Genomic DNA, 17,164 nt, shown 5'->3' with positions numbered 1-17,164 from the left:
TGCCGAACCGGTGATCGAATAGCCGCCTTCAGAGGACTGAACTCGAGCACCTCGACGACCCTGGCGAAGCCGCCGAGGTGACTGTCGCCCCTCGCAGGATGAGCTCGGCGTCGGGCAGGCGCGAGACCGCCGCTTGGGCGGCGAGGGGCACGAGCTGGTCGGTGTCGCCGTGCCACCACCGCACCGGCACCCGCACGTCGGCCAACCGGAAACCCCAGTCCTGGCCGAACAAGCGAAGATCGTCGATCGGGGATCGGCAGCCGCCCCGGATGATAAGCACGATGTCGTCGACGAACATCGCTTCGGCCTCGGAGTCGGCCAGTACCCGTTGGTCGCCTTCGGGCGCCAGTCTCGAGCAGAGGAGGTAGCTGTAGCCCGCTGCTCAGTGCGGCCAACGGCCGACGCAGTCCCGAGAGTATCGGGGTATAGCGGCGGGCAAGGTCGCCGACGCGACTTGCGATGGCGTCGGACCCGACAGCGGGGACGATGCCATCCAGCACGGCCACCGCGTCCACCCGAGTGGCCAGCGGGGGCACCGCGGCGCAGGCCAGGGCATAGGGGCCGCCGCCGGAAAGGCCCACAACGCCGAGCCGCTGCGCGCCGAGGTTGTCGGCCAGATTAGCGATGTCGGCGGCCCAGTCGGCGATCGCGCCATAGGGGTGGGCATCGGACAGGCCTGAGCCCGGCCGCTTGGCGACGACCACGCGCAGGCCGAGCTTGCCGGCGGTGCGCCGACCCGGTAGCGGGAACTGGCGGCGTGCGCCCGGCGTGCCGTGGAACCAGAGCAGCACCGGGCCCGCGAGGTCGCCGTACTCGGCGTAGCCGATGCGCCGACCGTCGGGGAGGTAGCACGCGGATTCCGCGCGCGGTTGCCACGCGTGGCAACCGGAACGGATCGTTCAGCCACATCGGTTTGCTAACGCCTCGGCTGGATGCCCGATCCAAAGCCATTCCGAAATAATGGACCCGTAGCCTTGCTCATCCTTCGTCTGCCGTGAAGACAACACCGGGGTTGAGGATGCCCGCCGGGTCGAAGCTGGACTTGATTCGCCGCATGAGGTTGATCTTGACCGGGTCTTCGAGTTCCAGGAAGTATGGGACTTTGGCCCGGCCGACGCCGTGTTCGCCGGAGATTGCGCCACCCAATTCCATTGCTAGCGCGAAGATGTCGGCCATAAGCTGCCTTCTTTTCGCCGGATCCTTGCAGACGATGGCCATGTGCACATTGCCATCTCCGGCATGTCCGCAACCGACCGCGGCCCCGCCGGCCGCCGCGGCCAGTCCGCGTGCGGTGCTCAAGAACTTCGGCATCGACGCGCGCGGGACGACGGTGTCGATGATGTCGTCGGCGCCCAGCGCCTTCGCCGCCCAGAACGCCTTCTCGCGCGCCTCGATCAGCTTGCGCGCCGAGCTTCCTTCGAGCCCGTACGCGTCGACCGCACCCAACTCGGCGAGCATCTCGCCGACGGTCTCGACGTCCTCGAGCAGCCGATCCGCGGTGCGGTTCTCAAGCGCCACAAGCAGATACGCTTCGCAGCCGTCGCGGATCTTGTCTGGAATGCCCAGCTCCAGGTTTTGGGTGGAGATGAGTGCGGCCATCGTGGTGTTGTCGAGATACTCGAGGATGTAGGGTGCCAGCCCGCTGGCGAGCACCTTGGGTACCGCCGCCATGACCTGGTCGAAGTCGGCGAACGGAGCGAGCACGCTGGCGTTATGGTCGAGTCGCGGATGCAGCTTGACGATCACCTCGGTGGCCAAGGCCAGGGTGCCCTCCGAGCCGACGATGAGCTGGGTCAGGTCGTAGCCGGTGGACACCTTGGCGATCTTGCCGCCGGTTCGGATGATCTCACCGGTTGGCAGCACCGCCTGCAACCCAAGCACGTTCTGGCGGGCTATCCCGTACTTGACCGCGCGCATCCCGCCGGCGTTGGTTCCGACGTTTCCACCGACGCTCGACGACAGCTCGCCCGGGTAGACCATGTATCCCAACCCGTAGTCGGCGGTGGCGGCGTCCAGGTCGCTCAGGGTCACCCCGGGCTGGACAACGGCGACCTGGTTGGCCGTATCGACCTGAAGCACCGCGTTCATCCGCTCGAAAGAGATCAGCAGCCCACCCTGCCGCGGGCGCGCCGCCCCCGACAAGCCGCACCCGGACCCGCGGGCCGTCACCGGCACGCCGTTCTCCGAGGCGGCCACTAGCAGTTGGGCAACCTCTTGTGCGGTCGCCGGCTTGGCGACGTACGCCGGCTGCTGCGGCGGTCCCGTCAACTCTTCGTCGTGTGCGTAGTCCTCGGGGATCGCGTCGCCGGTCAGCACGTTGGCGTTGCCGACGATTTCTGAGAACCGCGCCGCCATGTCGCTCACCGAAGGGCCTCACTTTCCAACGCTGCGCCGCGTGCCGGACCGCGACTACTTTAACGCCGCCCGCGCTGGGCAGCGCTCCTAGTTCGTTGGGTTGGGAATCGCGCTTTTTGGGTGGTGCGCGAAAGTGGCCGGGTCGCGTCGGCACTCATTCGGCTACGGTTCCAGTTCTGGTGGGAACTCGACGCACCCGACGAGGGCGCCGACCAACTGCTGCAGCCAGAAGCGCCGGTCGGACTGCATGCGACGCATCTGGTTCGCGACGGGTTGGTGCTTGAGCTGCTCGAATACTCGGGGCGTCAAGTTCACTCCGGGGCCGCAGCGAGTCATGGATCAAGTTGGGCTGAAGCATATTTCGGCGTCTGTTCTCCGACGGCGTCCTCGAGCGGGTGGCGCGGATCGGGGGAGTGGTGGTCGACGAGACGACGGTGTCGACGTGATCGGCGATGATCCGGGACCGTGCCGTCGAGCACGACGGTGCCGTCGTCGCGGAGCACCGTGGTCTTGAGTTGGGTGATCGGCTTATCGGTACGGACCGAGATGACTTCGACCCGGCCGGTGATCGTGTCGCCCGGGCGTACCGGCGCCCGGAAAGACCAGTTGACGTTGAGGAACACCGTTCCGGGGCCGGGCAACTTCTCGGCCACAACGGCGTTGAGGATCGCGCTGGTGACACCGCCCTGAACGACGATCTCGCCGAACCGGGAGGCCTTGGCGGCAGCTTCGTCGTAGTGCAGGGGATTGCGGTCGCCGCTGATGAGCGTGAACAGCGCTATGTCATCCGCACCGATGGTGCGCGAGAGTTCCGCGACCTGGCCGACGACCGGAAGCCTGTGAATCATGTTGGTACTCACGAGATTTCTCCTTCTGTGGGTTGTGTAGGTCACGCGGCCGAAGGGCTGCCATCGCCACCGCACCGATCACCGGCCCGGGTGCGAGCAGGAGGAATTGGATGGCACCTACGACGAGATGTTCGCCCACGTTGCGGCCGTGTTCGGACTGGCCACCGAGATGGTCGGGGACGTCGAGCAGCTGATGTCGGTCGATTCAACGAACGTACGGGCCCATCAGCACTCGGCGGGAGCCCGTTCGGACACGCTGGTCACGGGGGGCACGTCGAATTACAAGAAATCCGCTGAGGAGCCCGACGATCATGCGATCGGCCGATCACGGGGCGGACTGACCACCAAAATCCCGCGCTCACCGATCAACGGCAAGCACCCGTGCAGATCCGGTTGACCGCAGGCCAGGCCGGCGACAACCCGCAACCACTGCCCTTGCTCGAGGGCTATCGCCAGGCCAGCACCCCATACGGCCTGGACGGCATGGATTTCCGGCTGCTCGCCGACAAGGCCTACTCACACCCAAGCACCCGCACCACACTGCGGGACAAGAAGACCAAGCACACCATCCCCGAACGCCAAGATCAGATCGACCGACGCAAGGCCAAAGGATCTGCCGGCGGGCGGCCACCAGCACTCCACGCCACACTCTACGGGCTACGCAACACCATCGAACGCGGCTTCAACAGACTCAAACAATGGCGCGGCATCGCTACCCGTTACGACAAGTACGCCCTGACCTACCTCGGCGGCGTCCTGTTGGCCTGCGCCGTCATCCACACCCGCGTAGGAACCCCCAAGTTGGGAGACACGCCCTAGCCGCCGGTGGGTAGGGGTGCATCGCGTAAGTTGCTGTGCTTGGTGGCCAACGTGAAGGGACCGACGGTGAAGACGGCTGTGTTGAGCGCGGCGCTGATGATCGCCTTGGCAGGGACTTGCGGTGTGGCGGATGCGTCGCCGCCTGGTCACACCGGCGAACCGCTGATCATCGCGCATCGTGGGGGCACCGGCGACTTCCCCGAGAACACCGTCCTGGCGATAACGAACGCGGTTGCGTCCGGTGTGGATGGCATCTGGCTGACCGTCCAGGCCAGCAGCGATGGAGTGCCGGTGCTGTATCGCCCGTCGGATCTGGCGACGTTGAGCGACGGCGCGGGACCCGTGAACTCGAAGACGGTCCAGCAACTGGAGCAGCTCAACGCGGGCTGGAATTTCACCGCCCCGGGCGTTGATGGCTACCCGTACCGACAGCAGGCGACGCCGATACCGACGCTGGAGCAAGCCATTGCCGCGACTCCGCCCGATATGCCGCTGTTCCTTGACCTCAAGCAGGTTCCGGCGCAGCCGCTGGTTTCAGCGGTAGCGCAGGTGCTGACCAGCACGGGCGCTGCCGGGCGGTCGACGGTCTACTCCACCGATGCTGACATCACGGATGCGGCCGTTCGGGAGGGGGGACTGCGGGTCGCCGAAAGTCGTGACCTCACCCGCCAGCGCCTTTTCAACGTGGCGTTGAACCATCACTGCGATCCGCCGCCTGATCCGGGGAAGTGGGCAGGGTTTGAGTTGCATCGCGATGTCACCGTCACCGAACAATTCACGTTGGGGTCCGGAATCTCTGCGGTGAACGCTGAGGTGTGGGACGCGGCCTCGGTCGAGTGCTTCAGATCGCAAGCGGGCATGAAAGTCATGGGGTTTGCCGTGAAGACGGTCGACGACTACCGCTTGGCTCGCAAAATCGGACTCGATGCCGTACTTGTGGACTCTCCTCGTGCGGCCCAGCAATGGCGTCATTAACAACTTCGGTCGGCGCGGCATCTGTTTCGCTGAAACCCTTGCAGGCTCCCCGGCGACCGTTTCCACTCGCAAAATCAGTTGTAAGCCGTGCTCCCCGCGACAGGACGCGTGGTGCTGATGATCTTGGCGATGCAGTGGTCCCGATCAATTCCTTGGTTTCTGCACCATGCCAGCGCGCCAGTGGAATTGGGAAACGTAATGTCCGCCACGGTGACCCAGAACTTTGGTGCGGAGAAGGTTGACCAGTCGCCCGACCAAAGGAGTCTGGCCCCGTATCGCTGCCTGAGCTGTAAGTGCTCCTGCAGCATCCTCGCGTTATCCCATACGACGCCGTCATCGACGATGCCGGGGCGCTTGGAACTGAGTTGTGGAACCCAGTGGTCAGCAAGTTGCGCGGATACGAACGAGCGGTCGCTATTCGCGATTTGTCGCAGCTGTTGCTCAGGATCCTGGGGTTTGGAGATCGCCGTGGTCGGTACGGGGGCCGACAACCTTGCCGAGGACGACTCCGTTGGACGCGGGGTTACTCCGGGGATGGGGTAGGCCGTTGTCGGCGATGCGTTGCCCGGTTCAGAGTTTCGGCTGGCAAGAACACCAACAACTACCCCGACAACGACCAAGAGCATTACCGCCGCGATTGCGACAACGGCCGGTACCAGAAACCTTTCCGAGCGGTCCCTAGGGTCATGGGGGCTCATCACAACCCCCGGACCGGCTGACGGGTAGCTCGGTCGCGCGCCGAATGGCGGATAGCTGGGTTGAGCGCAAATGGGCGGAGGGCCACTGGAGGGCGTCACATTTTGGGGAGCATGCAACGTGCTCGCGTGCGGCGGCACGGAGGTTTCCGCTGAAAGAGCGCGCTTGGCTGCGCGCGCCAGCGCTCCGGCGCTGCCATAACGGTCATCGGATTCCTTCGCCATGCCGTGAGCGATGACGCCGTCTAAAGACCTCGGAATGCCGGCATTCACGGCACTGGGCTGCGGCGGCGGCGCTGACAGGTGAGCCGCGACGGTCTGCTCGCTGCGCCCCGGAAACGGCCGGCGGCACGTCAAAGCTTCGTAGAGGACGCACGCCAGCGAGTAGATATCAACCGCCGGTGTTGCTTTCTTGGTCGCGGAAACGTTCCGGCGCCATGTAGTCCCAGCTGCCGACGTGATAACCGGCCATCGTGAAGATGTGTTTCACCTCTTGCCTCGGCTGATACCAAAGTCCACCAAGTACGCGAAATCTGCTGGCGTGACAAGGATGTTCTGCGGTTTGGAGGAATTGTCAAGACTTGTGGATCGGGCTCAATGCGGCGGTTCCGGCTCAGTCGTAGATGACGGCAAGTCCTCGGCGCTTGAGGTCAGCCAGGAGGTTCCGCATGGCCTGAAGCTGTTCGGGTGAATGCCCGGCCCAATCGGTGATCTCGCCAACTATTTTCACGGGTTCCCGGGTGCGGTAGGAGCGGGTCGGATTCCCGGGGAGCTTTTTGTCCGTCACGTTCGGGTCGTCCTCGAGTGCGCCGTCTGATTCGACGATGTAGATGCGACCCGGGTCGTCTCCTTGGGCCAGCTCAGCTGCCCATACCGCGGCATCCAATGTCCGCGTCACATAGACGTGATTCATGATGCGGCCCTGCTCGAAGTTCGATTCGCGTCCTGGCGTTAGCAGATCGCCTACCGCGAGAGCGGCTTTCGTGCCATGAAGCAGCGCACCCGACTCGTGCACTTCAAAAGGTACCGGCGTGCTCGCCACAACATCTCCCCGTCCGTTGCAATGCATGGTCGGACGATTGTGCAGTAGGTCAGGGGCCTTGCCGCAAGCCCCTCTCTCGGCTATATAGTGAGACTGGGAGAAATCATAAGAGGACTTTCCCGATCATCGTCGCCGACTAATCGGCCCGCTCGCGCTGCGGATGGGGATGTATTACGCGACCTCTGTTTTGGCCGTGATGGCCTCGGCGGTGGTCGGATCAGCCGGGGTGATGTCGACGGGTCGTTCAAGCATTTTGCCTTTGTGGAACAGCGCGCCGGCGCGGACCAGCGCCACGAGTTCGGGGGCGTTGACTTTGCGCCATCGGGCCTGGGCGGCGTCGATGAGTCGTCGACGATCTTGGCGACCGCCTTGGGGTACTTGGCGCCGAAGTCGAGCTCGAAGGACTTGACCGCGACCTGGGCCTTGTCGATGTCCTCGGCGTTGCAGATGTCCTTGATCGCCGCCAACGCCGACGGATGTGCTGATTTCGGGAGCGCGGCAAGCACATTGGCCTGCTTGTGAAACCAGCAGCGTTGCTCACGGGTGGCCGGGAACACCTCCCGCATGGCCTTCCAGAACCCGAGTGCGTCGTCGCCGACCGCAAGGACCGGGGCGGTCATTCCGCGCCGTTTGCCGTCATGCAGCAGATCGGCCCATGACTCGGTGGATTCGCGATAGCCGTCGGTGATCGCGACGAGTTCCTTGCGGCTATCGGCGCCGACACCGATCATCACCAACAGGCACAGCTTGGTCTGTTCCAGGCGCACCTTGAGGTGGATGCCATAGACCCATAGGTAAACGTAGTCGGTGCCCGACAGATCCCGAGCTCCGAAGACCTTGGCGTCGTCCTGCCACTGCGCCGTGAGCCTCGTGATCGTCGTGGCCGAGAGCCCGGCGCTCGAGCCGAGGAACTGCTCCAGGGCCGGCCCGAAGTCGCCGCTGGACAGCCCGTGCAGGTAAAGCAGCGGCAGTACCTCAGACATCTGCGGGGACTTGCGCGCCCACGCCGGAAGGATCGCCGAGGAAAACCGTTGTCGTTCACCAGTATCGGCGTCGATCCGCTTGTCGTTGACCCGCGGCGCTTTGACCTCGACCGCGCCGGCCGCGGTCAGCACCTCACGCGCCTGGTGAGAGCCGTTGCGCACCACCAAGCGGCGGCCGTTCTCGTCGCGCTGGTCGGCGAACTGCTCAACGCAGGCGGCGACCGCGGCCTTCAGCGCCGCGCCAGCATCTGGCGGGCGCCATCGCGCACGATCTGGTCAAGCAACGACCGATGGCCAGCTGCCTTGTCGTTGGACTCCTGGGCATCGTGAACTACGGTGAGCAAGGGCGTACCGTCCCGGACCAGCGCGCCAACGCCGGCTCTTGATCAGACCTACGTGAACTTCAGATCATCCTCGGGAAGGTGCGCCCACTTTCAGGCCGCCCTCACCAAGGGCCATCCACAAGTTCTGATCACTGCTCCCATTACCGTCGGGGTTCCCAACAATGTCACTGGCCGCGATGACGCTAAGACACCGCCGCCGCAGGCCGATTTGTGTCGCGCAAGAATAGCGCCGCGGTGATGCCGAGCAGTGCGACGAAAGCGGGGAGCAACATCGATTGCGACATCGCAGCGGCGAACGGGTCATGGAGGGTTGTCGGTAGCGCCACTTGCGCGTCTTCACTATGTCGTTGTTCGGTTGCTAGCATGGGGTTTTCGGCGAATATTCGAGTGGTCATGAAGGCCGCCATGCTGGAGCTGCCAAGTGCCGCACCCACCTGGCGGACTGACGTGAACACCCCGGATCCAGCGCCGGCGAGGTGCGCCGGCAGGTTCCGGGTGGCGGTGGCGGCTAGTGGCGCCCAGAGAAATGCGGTGCCGACGCCGATGGTGGCTATCGGCAACACCAACCGCCAGATCGGTGTAGTCGGCGTGGCCTCGATCGACAGCCAGGTCAAGGCGATTGCCAGCGTCGAGAACCCAAATCCCACAACCGGCCGCGGATGACTGCGGTCGATAATTCGGCCGGCCGCCGGCGCGAGCAGCAGGTTGACGACGCCCATGGGCACCATCAACACCGCCGCTCGGGCGGGTGACAATTCACAGACCAACTGTGCATAGAACATCAGCGGCAAGAGCGTCGCGGTCACAACGAACCTCACTACCGCGACACCGGCGAGCGCAAGCGAGAAGTTGCGGTCGAGGAATAGTCGTGGCGGTACCAACGGTTCGCGTTCTTTCACCGACTGCGTATAGACAAAAACCGTCAATGTGACCACGCCGGCAGCGATCATCGTCCAGATCCACAGCGCCCACCCGTTAGCGTCGCTTTCCTGCAGGGCGAACACAATTAGAAACAATGCGATGCCCGACAGCGTCACCCCCAAGAGGTCGAAGTGTTGCTTGTGCGTGGGTATCGCCGGGACCAGCACGGCCACCAGGATGAATCCGACCGCACCGATTGGCAGGTTGACTAAGAAGATCCATTGCCAGCCAAAATGCTGTACGAGCAGACCACCGATCAGCGGTCCCGCGACGGTGGCGAGACCGCTGTTGGCGCCCCAGATGCTGACCGCCACGCCACGGCGCTCCGGCGGAAAGATCTGGATGATGATGGACAACGTCTGGGGTGCTACCGCCGCGGCTCCTAGTCCTTGTGCCGCCCGTGCGGCGATCAGCATATCGATGGAGCCGGCCAACCCACAGCACAACGAGCCTGTAGTGAACACACCCAGGCCAACCAAGTAGAGTTTCTTCGGTCCGAAGTGATCACCGAGCCGCCCCGCGGCCAGCAGTGGCACCGCGTAGGCCAGCAAATAAGCGCTGTTCACCCAGATCGCCGCGGCATAACCTGTCCTCATTTGCGCCATGATCTGCGGCAGTGCCACAGTCACGCTTGTGGTGTCGATGAGGACCAAGAACAAGCCGATCATCATGGCCCACAAGGCGCGCCATGACCGCACTTCGAGCGCCCGATTGCTGGCGGCTCTCGTTTCCACGCGATCACCTGCGTTCCGGCGAGTGGCGAGTCGGTCCTTCCGCCTCTATGGGGTTGTGGTTATTGAGGGATCCTATACAGTTTTTCATGCGCCTGATTGGCCGTTCTTGGTGACGATGGCTTCGAATTCGGCGGGACTCAATCGACCCGGGCGCGCTTTTCTGCGACAGCGTTGATAGGTCCGGTCGATCCAGATGGCGATTGCCATGGGCAGCTCGTCACCGGCGCGCAGGTGATGGCGGTCGAGGACGTTCCTTCGCAGCAACATCGTCGACAGAATGCCTAGAACTCAATCGAGGCTGGGCGGACCGCCACCTACATTGGATTCCGGACGGACCCGATCGCTTGCTGCCCGGGCTGTGGCCAACGAAATGGTGCAGTGCCCAGCTGGTTGACGGAGCTAAGGCCAAATACATGCATGTTGAGAAAGCTTCTCGCGAGCCTATGGGATCGAGAACAAGCTGCACCGGGTGCACGATGCCTGCCAGGCCGAAGACCGCCCTGAAATCCGTCCTGGCAACGGACTGCGGTCATGGTACCCCTGTGTACTGCCACATCATGGACACGATGACATCGCAAAGCCCTTGCGCCACTAAGCCGTCGCCGTTGCGGCCCCTGCGAAACTACTGTTGACTTGCAAGAAAATGATTGTGTCGGGTCCTTGGGCCCAGTGGACTCGAGGAAGCCTTCCCGCCCGGCGCCCCTGAGAACTCACAGCGCGCTGAACCGAAAATGCTATCGACAAACGCTGACCCGCGACCGAACACCATCATCACCTACCCTGGCGAAAAACCGAGGCCAGCTTCCGCAAGGTACGCTCGCAAAATGCCGTCACCACGATCGTGCCGTGCCTTGCGAAATCAACTGGAACTGGAAGCATCCACAACCTGGCTCCATACCTCGTGGGCCGGGATCTGAAACCGGTACACGTCATGATGTATTCCGAAGCCTTGAGCGGCGGTTCAATTCACGAACCGGGCTTATTGTCGGCCTATCTAGACCTTGCCGCCTGCTTCGCCGTTCCGGACTCAAACTGGGTTTCGTGCCCGCTGGGTCTGATCAATGCAGGCAACCGCGACGCCTCTGACGCCTCGGTGTCGTACGGCCACCCTTGCCCCGCGAGCCTCCACGGGCCCCGCCGCAGGCAAAGGCAACGTCTGATTCGCCGTTCACCCGGCAGTGGAACTGCCGGTAGCCCCACGGACTGACTCTGCGCATCATATCGAAGGGAAACGATGATTCCGGTCGGCGGAGTTGTGAGGCGAACATGGTTGCTCCTTGCCGTCATTGTTGTAGCCGTTGTCGTGGGGCTTGGTATTTATAGGCTGCACCGGATCTTCGGTGTTCACGAGCCCCAAAGTGTTATGATCACACCTGATTTAGATGGCCCGCAGTTCAACCCCAAGCGGGTAACTTATGAAGTGTTTGGCCCCGCAAAGACTTCAGATATCGCGTACTTGGATCCTGATGTCCAGGTACGGAGACTGGACAACACGCCTCTCCCGTGGTCCCTCACGGTCACAACGAGCCTGCCCGCGGTCAGTGTCAACGTTTTTGCGCAAAGTAGCGCCGATGTCATCGGCTGCCGGATCATCGTGAACGGCACGGTCAAGGATGAAAGATCTATGACCGGACAGCGAGCACTGACCTTCTGTCAGGTGACATCCGCATGAGCAAGGGTGCTGCTTCGACGACATTGATTCCACCGTCTCTGCCTAGGATAGTCCGCAATCTCGCGGTGCCGATAGTGCTGTTCTGGTTGGGGCTTACGGCCGTCGTCAATATCGCCGTACCGCAATTAGAAGTGGTCGGAAAATCGCATTCGGTATCGATGAGCCCGAGTGACGCTCCTTCGATTCAAGCGATAAAGCGCGTTGGACAAGTATTCCACGAGTTTGATTCCGATTCGACGCTGACGATCGTATTGGAAGGGGATAATCCTCTCGGCGACGAAGCTCACCGATTTTACAGCGAATTGCTGCGCAACCTCTCAGCTGATAGCAGGCATGTCCAGCATATTCAGGACTTCTGGGGTGATCCATTGACCGCGGCGGGTTCGCAAAGTGCGGATGATAAAGCTGCTTACGTTGTGGTTTACCTGAGGGGTGACAATGAAACCGTAGCTAACGACTCAGTCCAAGCTGTGCGGCATATCGTGGAAACTACGTCACCACCGCCCGGGATCAAGGCTTATGTCACGGGACCGTCGGCGCTCAACGCCGATCAATCCGAGGCCGCAGACAAAAGTATCGCTCGGGTCACCGCGATTACCGGCCTGGCGATCGCAGTGATGCTGTTCTTTATCTACCGCTCTATAGTTACCGTGGCTCTCGTCCTAGTCTTGGTTGGAATCGAGCTAGGTGCAATCCGAGGAATCGTAGCATTTCTCGGCTACCACAACCTTTTCAATCTTTCGACCTTCGCGACCAACCTGCTCGTGCTCCTGGCCATCGCGGCCAGCACAGACTACGCAATATTTATGCTCGGTCGTTACCAGGAAGCGCGTCACGCGGGCGAAGATCGGGAAAAGGCGTTCTACACGATGTTTCATGGGACAGCGCACGTGATCTTGGGCTCCGGGCTGACCATTGCCGGCGCCCTGTATTGCCTCAGCTTTGCCCGACTTCCGTATTTTGAAACGCTTGGCGCTCCCGCCGCTGTCGCCATGCTTGTCGCAGTCGTCGCCGCGCTCACTCTCGGTCCGGCCGTTCTAACCGTCGGTAGTTTCTTCAATTTCTTCGACCCCAGGCGAAAGCCAAACACCCTACGGTGGCGCCGGGTGGGAACAGCGATCGTTCGCTGGCCTGGGCCGGTCCTTGCCGCAACTTGCGCGATCGCCTCGGTTGGCCTTCTGGCTTTGCCGAGTTACAAAACAACCTACGATCTGCGTGCGTTCATGCCTGCCAGCATGCCATCCAATGTCGGCGACTCGGCGGCTGGTCGACACTTCTCGCGGGCTCGGCTCAACCCCGAGGTGCTGTTGGTCGAAACCGATCACGATATGCGCAACCCGGTGGACATACTGGTGTTGGACAAAGTGGCCAGAAGCATTTTTCACAGCCCCGGTATTGAACAAGTCAAAGCGATTACCCGACCCTTGGGAACTGCCATCAAACATACGTCAATACCGTTTGTCATCAGCATGCAAAACACGACGCTAAATGAGACCTTAGGCTACATGCAGAAAGTAATTGCGGAAATTATCACGCAGACGGATGCAATGGAAGTATCCATTGCCGCGATGCAACGAACTTATGTTCTTATGGGCGAGATATCTGCTAATACTCACGACATGTCCGCGCTGACGCATGACTTGTCGGACATCACGAAGTCTTTAAGGGACCATCTCGCGGACTTCGAGGATTTCTTCCGGCCGATCCGGAGCTATTTCTATTGGGAGAAACATTGCTTCGACGTTGCTATATGCTGGTCCATACGATCGATATTCGACATGTTTGACGATGTCGACAAGATGAGTGAAAAGCTGGAGTACCTCGCCGCTGATATGGGTGTTCTAGATCTCCTCTTGCCGCAGACGCAGGCGCAGCTCCAGCCGATGATGTCAACGCTGGCGATAGTGCGGAACCGGTTACTCGGTTACCACAGTACAATGACCGCAATATATGAGCAGATGGAGATGAATACCAAAGACCCCGGCGAAATGGGCCGGGACTTTGATGCCGCCCAGGTCGACGACTCGGTCTATCTTCCAAGGTCAGCCTTCGGAAACCCGGATTTCCAGAGGGGTCTCAAGATGTTCTTGTCTCCGGATGGCAAAGCGGCTCGCTTTATTATCTCCCTTAAAGGAGATCCAGCGACACCCGAGGGCATTTCACGTGTCGATCCGATCAAGCAGGCTGCAGAAGAAGCTATGAAGGGAACACCATTGCAGGGTGCAACGATCCTGGTTGGTGGAACCGCAGCGGCATTCAAAGACATTCGAGAAGGCGCCACCTATGATCTGCTTATCGCTGGATTGGCCGCAATCGGCCTGATATTGATCATCATGATGGTCATCACCCGCAGTGTGGTTGCCTCTCTGGTGATCGTCGGGACGGTGCTGCTGTCACTGGGTGCTTCTTTCGGGCTTTCTGTGCTTGTCTGGCAGGACATTCTCGGCATCCAATTGTATTGGATGGTGTTGGCGATGTCGGTGATCCTGCTCTTGGCCGTGGGATCGGACTACAACCTGCTGCTGGTATCCCGGATGAAAGAGGAAGTTGTCGCCGGTTTGAATACCGGGATTATCCGGGCGATGGCCGGGACGGGCGGGGTAGTGACGGCCGCCGGCATGGTATTTGCCGTCACAATGTCCCTGTTTGTGTTCAGCGATTTGCGAATTATCGGCCAGATCGGCACAACCATAGGCTTGGGCCTGTTGTTCGATACATTGATCGTGCGCTCGTTTATGACGCCGTCCATTGCTGCATTGCTTGGACGCTGGTTCTGGTGGCCGCAACGGGTACGCCCACGCCCAGCTAGCCAGATGCTTCGCTCCGCCGGACCCCGTAGCTTGGTGCGCGCCATGTTGCTTACCCCGGACCGTGGTTCGCCAACCGGAAATCAGTCCTAGGCCTCGATTTTTCGTGATGATTGGGGTTGGCTGGGGCTTGTGTCGAATTATCTTGCTGGGTAGTGGTTTCCGGGTGGTGGCGTGGTTGATCGGTCCCGTGTCGCCGGGTGGGGCGGGCTTTCCTGGAGCCGGTGGGTCTTTCCTCGTCGGCGGGTCAGAGGGGTTGGGGCTTATCCGAAGGCGGTGCGTAGGTGTTGCCAGGCGGCCGCGATCTGGGCGGCCCATCGCCAGGTGGCATCGATGCGCAGGCGCAGTTGGCGGGCGCCGCGGGTGATGTGGGCGGCGACGTGCAGGACCCGGTAGCGGAATGTGGTGATCTCGGCGCGGGCCAGCTCAGGGTGGTTGGCGAAGCCGATGAGGCGGGTCCAGGCGACCAGGTCGGCGGCGGCCAGCACGATTTCCAGCCAGGCGGCATTCGTCCAGAAGGACTGGCAGGGCAGGTTGCGCAGGCCGCTGCACGCGCGGCGGCCCGCGCCGCCCGCACCCCGGGTAGGTGCGCGGAGTCGATGCGCTCATCGACCCGCCGCCACATCGTGGTCGTCGACGCCGCGGCACCGAAGACATGCTGACCACCAGCGCAGCGTTGGCCGACCCCGTCGATGCAATCGGCGCCGTCGGCGACCGCGGCCGCCAGATCCGCGAACACCTCCCCGGGCGCATACACCCACGGGCCGCGATAGGTATCGGCCAACGCGGCGGTGACCTGCGCTGATAGGCCCGTCCGGTCGGCGAGCTCACGCAGCATGCCCATCCCGGCGTGCGACACAACGCCATGGCCGTCGGTGGAAACTTTCACCCGTGGTGACACCGCGAAATTCTTCACCCGCGAAGTGCCTTCCCGTCAGGATGGTTGAACCCTGGAGAAGTCCAATTATCCCTTGCCGGACAGGCACTTTCGCTTGTCTACACCCCTCCACAGGGGCGTCAGCGTCACCGATACCGGTCGGCGTAATCCTGCCGTCACCGCACAGGCTGCCGCGACACTGCATCAGCTGAGTGGTGGACGCGCGATACTGGGCATTGGAACTGGCGAACGCGAGGGCAACGAGCCCTATGGAGTGGACTGGTCAAAGCCGGTCGCGCGGTTCGAAGAAGCGATGGCCACCATCCGGGCGCTGTGGGACTCTGGCGGAGAACTGGTCAACCGCGATTCGCCATTCTTCTTGTTGCGCAACGCCCTATTCGACCTCCCGCCTTACCGGGGTAAGTGGCCCGAGATCTGGATCGCTGCGCATGGCCCGCGAATGCTGCGGGCCACCGGGCGCTACGCCGACGCGTGGTATCCCGGGTTTCCACACCAGCCGAAGGAGTACGCGCAACGCTTGGAAGTCGTACGCTCCGCCGCATCCGACGCGGGCCGTGACCCCATGTCGATCACCCCCGCCCTGTGGCTGCCCGTTGTCACAGGCCGCACCCGCGCCGACGTTGACGAGGCGCTCGACTCCCCAATGATCAAGATCGGCGGGCTGAACGCATCGGACGAAGTCTTTGCCCGGCGAACGCTGCGCAATCCCCGCAGCGACGCCTCCCCCGGTTTACCGGCGATGGCTCCGAGAACAACGGCGTCGTCGGTGATGCGTTCCTCCGGCGGGCTACTGGCCCACGAACCCGGCCCCGGCTGAGTCCAGGACGCCACCGGGTCGAACCCGGGACTCGCTTCGAGTTCGACCTATTGTCCTTGAGACGCAACACACCGGTGCGCCACGGCGCATCAACTTGCTCGGCTCCGCCAGGAGCAGAAGAACGCGGTATCACCTCAAACTGTCCGATTGTCTCGGCAATCTGCTCTGGAAACCGATCAGCCATCCCCGAATCTAGGCCAGGCGGTCTGTACCGATGGGACACGAGGCGGCGGCTGACGCGATGCGCGCGAACCAGCCGGGTAGGTTCACGCTCACGGCGCATCTTTGACACGGAGGTGATCTAGTGCTGATCAGCGGTTGGCAGCAAGCGTTGACGCTGGTCGCTGTTCTCATCCCAGGCTTCGTGTTTCAGGGGGTCCGCCGCAACAGGATCGGGCCGTCGCCCGAGGATCGCGAACTGACCGTGCGGTTCATCCGCGCACTCGCCGTATCCGTCGGTTTCTCGCTCGTCTACCTACTGTGCCTCGGCGACAAACTGACCACCAGGCTGATTCACCCGCAGGACAACCTGGACAACCTCCAGGCTGTCGCAGTCGGGGGCATCTTGTTGGTGTTCGTGATACCCGCACTCGCCGGCCATGTGACCGCAAGTTTCACTACCCGCCAGCGTTACAACCGGACGGGGTTTTGGGGGACGATATTAAGATGCGCGCGATCAGACGGTGAGCTGACCTGGATAAGGGCTTTGTTCAGCCAGGAAACCGACTATTCCCCGATCCCCACCGCTTGGGACTTCGCAACCCAGGATGTCGAGCCGGGCAGTTTCGTCCGCATTCTCAACGCAGACGGGACGTGGATCGGCGGACGGGTCACCGGAGCCGCGTCGTTCTTCACTGGCTATCCCGAACCTCGCGACGTCTTCATCGACGAAGCCTGGAGCATCGACGAGCAAGGTGAATTCGGGGCGGCGCTGCCCGGCCCCACCGGGCAATGGGTTCGATGTGGTGACGCGGTGCTCATGCAGATTGCTCCGCCGCCCACTGATAACCCCCCGTCAGCCGAGCAATAATCACCGTCGCCCTGCGGATCATTCAGGCATACTGGGACGTGACAGGCACGGGGAAGGCGAACGTCATGCCGGAAAATGAAGAGCAGAGAAATTCCTCCCGGAGGCACTGGATAGCGCCGCGAACGGGCGGCTACCGACCGGGCGGCGAGTTCAGCCAGTCCGCCGGTTCCCGTGCAAGCTCGACGTCCACCGTCACCCCGCCCGAGGGTTCGGGAGGCGTCGTT

8 protein-coding genes and 8 pseudogenes are annotated in these 17,164 nt (G+C 62.3%); 8 read left to right on the top strand and 8 right to left on the bottom strand.

The window, feature by feature from the left end:
* Nucleotides 1-28: 28 nt before the first annotated feature.
* The 3 genes and pseudogenes from AADZ55_RS14445 to AADZ55_RS14435 all read right to left on the bottom strand — a co-directional run bounded on the left by AADZ55_RS14445 (nt 29) and on the right by AADZ55_RS14435 (nt 2,364).
* On the bottom strand, nt 29-298 hold the full coding sequence (locus AADZ55_RS14445; RefSeq protein WP_341286319.1) for a hypothetical protein: 270 nt from the start codon (nt 296-298) through the stop codon (nt 29-31).
* A gap of 250 nt (nt 299-548) precedes the next feature.
* A pseudogene (locus AADZ55_RS14440) lies at nt 549-791 on the bottom strand (alpha/beta hydrolase); the annotation flags it as partial.
* Between the two features lie 187 nt (nt 792-978).
* Nucleotides 979-2,364, bottom strand: coding sequence for an FAD-binding oxidoreductase (locus AADZ55_RS14435; protein WP_085324351.1), 1,386 nt, complete (start codon nt 2,362-2,364; stop codon nt 979-981).
* Between the two features lie 111 nt (nt 2,365-2,475).
* Between AADZ55_RS14435 and AADZ55_RS14430 the strand changes: the two are divergent.
* Nucleotides 2,476-2,777: pseudogene (locus AADZ55_RS14430) on the top strand (hypothetical protein); the annotation flags it as partial.
* A gap of 66 nt (nt 2,778-2,843) precedes the next feature.
* Here the strand turns inward: AADZ55_RS14430 and AADZ55_RS14425 are convergent.
* Nucleotides 2,844-3,203 (bottom strand): annotated as a pseudogene (locus AADZ55_RS14425) (MaoC family dehydratase); the annotation flags it as partial.
* Nucleotides 3,204-3,309: 106 nt separating this feature from the next.
* Here AADZ55_RS14425 and AADZ55_RS14420 point away from each other — a divergent pair.
* Together AADZ55_RS14420 and AADZ55_RS14415 are read left to right on the top strand one after the other, a co-directional pair.
* A pseudogene (locus tag AADZ55_RS14420) lies at nt 3,310-4,022 on the top strand (IS5 family transposase); the annotation flags it as partial.
* A 96-nt stretch (nt 4,023-4,118) separates the two neighbouring features.
* On the top strand, nt 4,119-4,997 hold the full coding sequence (locus tag AADZ55_RS14415) for a glycerophosphodiester phosphodiesterase family protein (RefSeq protein ID WP_165759357.1): 879 nt from the start codon (nt 4,119-4,121) through the stop codon (nt 4,995-4,997).
* Between the two features lie 1,308 nt (nt 4,998-6,305).
* Here AADZ55_RS14415 and arr read toward each other — a convergent pair.
* From arr to AADZ55_RS14400, 3 genes and pseudogenes are all read right to left on the bottom strand, one after another.
* Complete coding sequence (arr, locus tag AADZ55_RS14410; RefSeq protein WP_423202312.1) at nt 6,306-6,761, bottom strand: NAD(+)--rifampin ADP-ribosyltransferase; 456 nt, start codon at nt 6,759-6,761, stop codon at nt 6,306-6,308.
* Nucleotides 6,762-6,905: 144 nt separating this feature from the next.
* Nucleotides 6,906-8,061 (bottom strand): annotated as a pseudogene (locus tag AADZ55_RS14405) (IS256 family transposase).
* A 218-nt stretch (nt 8,062-8,279) separates the two neighbouring features.
* Nucleotides 8,280-9,653 (bottom strand): annotated as a pseudogene (locus AADZ55_RS14400) (MFS transporter); the annotation flags it as partial.
* 159 nt (nt 9,654-9,812) lie between these two features.
* Here AADZ55_RS14400 and AADZ55_RS14395 point away from each other — a divergent pair.
* The 3 genes from AADZ55_RS14395 (at nt 9,813) to AADZ55_RS14385 (ending at nt 14,288) form a co-directional block, all read left to right on the top strand.
* Entirely contained in the window at nt 9,813-10,001 is a 189-nt protein-coding gene (locus AADZ55_RS14395) for a hypothetical protein (RefSeq protein ID WP_133056404.1), read from the top strand.
* Nucleotides 10,002-10,950: 949 nt separating this feature from the next.
* Nucleotides 10,951-11,388: an MmpS family transport accessory protein gene (locus tag AADZ55_RS14390; protein WP_085324346.1), complete on the top strand. Its 438-nt coding sequence runs from the start codon at nt 10,951-10,953 to the stop codon at nt 11,386-11,388.
* Complete coding sequence (locus AADZ55_RS14385) at nt 11,385-14,288, top strand: RND family transporter (RefSeq protein WP_085324345.1); 2,904 nt, start codon at nt 11,385-11,387, stop codon at nt 14,286-14,288. The genes AADZ55_RS14390 and AADZ55_RS14385 overlap by 4 nt, the downstream gene beginning before the upstream one ends.
* Before the next feature lie 170 nt (nt 14,289-14,458).
* Here the strand turns inward: AADZ55_RS14385 and AADZ55_RS14380 are convergent.
* A pseudogene (locus AADZ55_RS14380) lies at nt 14,459-15,111 on the bottom strand (transposase).
* Nucleotides 15,112-15,199: 88 nt separating this feature from the next.
* On the opposite strand from AADZ55_RS14380, the pseudogene AADZ55_RS14375 reads away from it, so the two are divergent.
* Both AADZ55_RS14375 and AADZ55_RS14370 read left to right on the top strand, forming a co-directional pair.
* Nucleotides 15,200-15,737 (top strand): annotated as a pseudogene (locus AADZ55_RS14375) (LLM class flavin-dependent oxidoreductase); the annotation flags it as partial.
* A gap of 477 nt (nt 15,738-16,214) precedes the next feature.
* On the top strand, nt 16,215-16,940 hold the full coding sequence (locus tag AADZ55_RS14370) for a DUF6338 family protein (protein WP_085324344.1): 726 nt from the start codon (nt 16,215-16,217) through the stop codon (nt 16,938-16,940).
* Nucleotides 16,941-17,164: the final 224 nt, after the last annotated feature.

Origin of the sequence: Mycobacterium decipiens (assembly GCF_963853665.1) — a bacterium.
In the GTDB taxonomy this organism is placed as follows: domain Bacteria; phylum Actinomycetota; class Actinomycetes; order Mycobacteriales; family Mycobacteriaceae; genus Mycobacterium; species Mycobacterium decipiens.
The sequence above is the reverse complement of the archived record's forward strand: the minus strand, read 5'-3'. Positions and strand labels throughout refer to the sequence as shown.

What these genes read in the sequence shown, in the direction of transcription:
- AADZ55_RS14445 (WP_341286319.1), bottom strand. Translation starts at nt 298, where the DNA reads ATGTTCGTCGACGACATCGTGCTTATCATCCGGGGCGGCTGCCGATCC.
- AADZ55_RS14390 (WP_085324346.1), top strand. Translation starts at nt 10,951, where the DNA reads ATGATTCCGGTCGGCGGAGTTGTGAGGCGAACATGGTTGCTCCTTGCC.
- AADZ55_RS14415 (WP_165759357.1), top strand. Translation starts at nt 4,119, where the DNA reads ATGATCGCCTTGGCAGGGACTTGCGGTGTGGCGGATGCGTCGCCGCCT.
- arr (WP_423202312.1), bottom strand. Translation starts at nt 6,761, where the DNA reads ATGCATTGCAACGGACGGGGAGATGTTGTGGCGAGCACGCCGGTACCT.
- AADZ55_RS14385 (WP_085324345.1), top strand. Translation starts at nt 11,385, where the DNA reads ATGAGCAAGGGTGCTGCTTCGACGACATTGATTCCACCGTCTCTGCCT.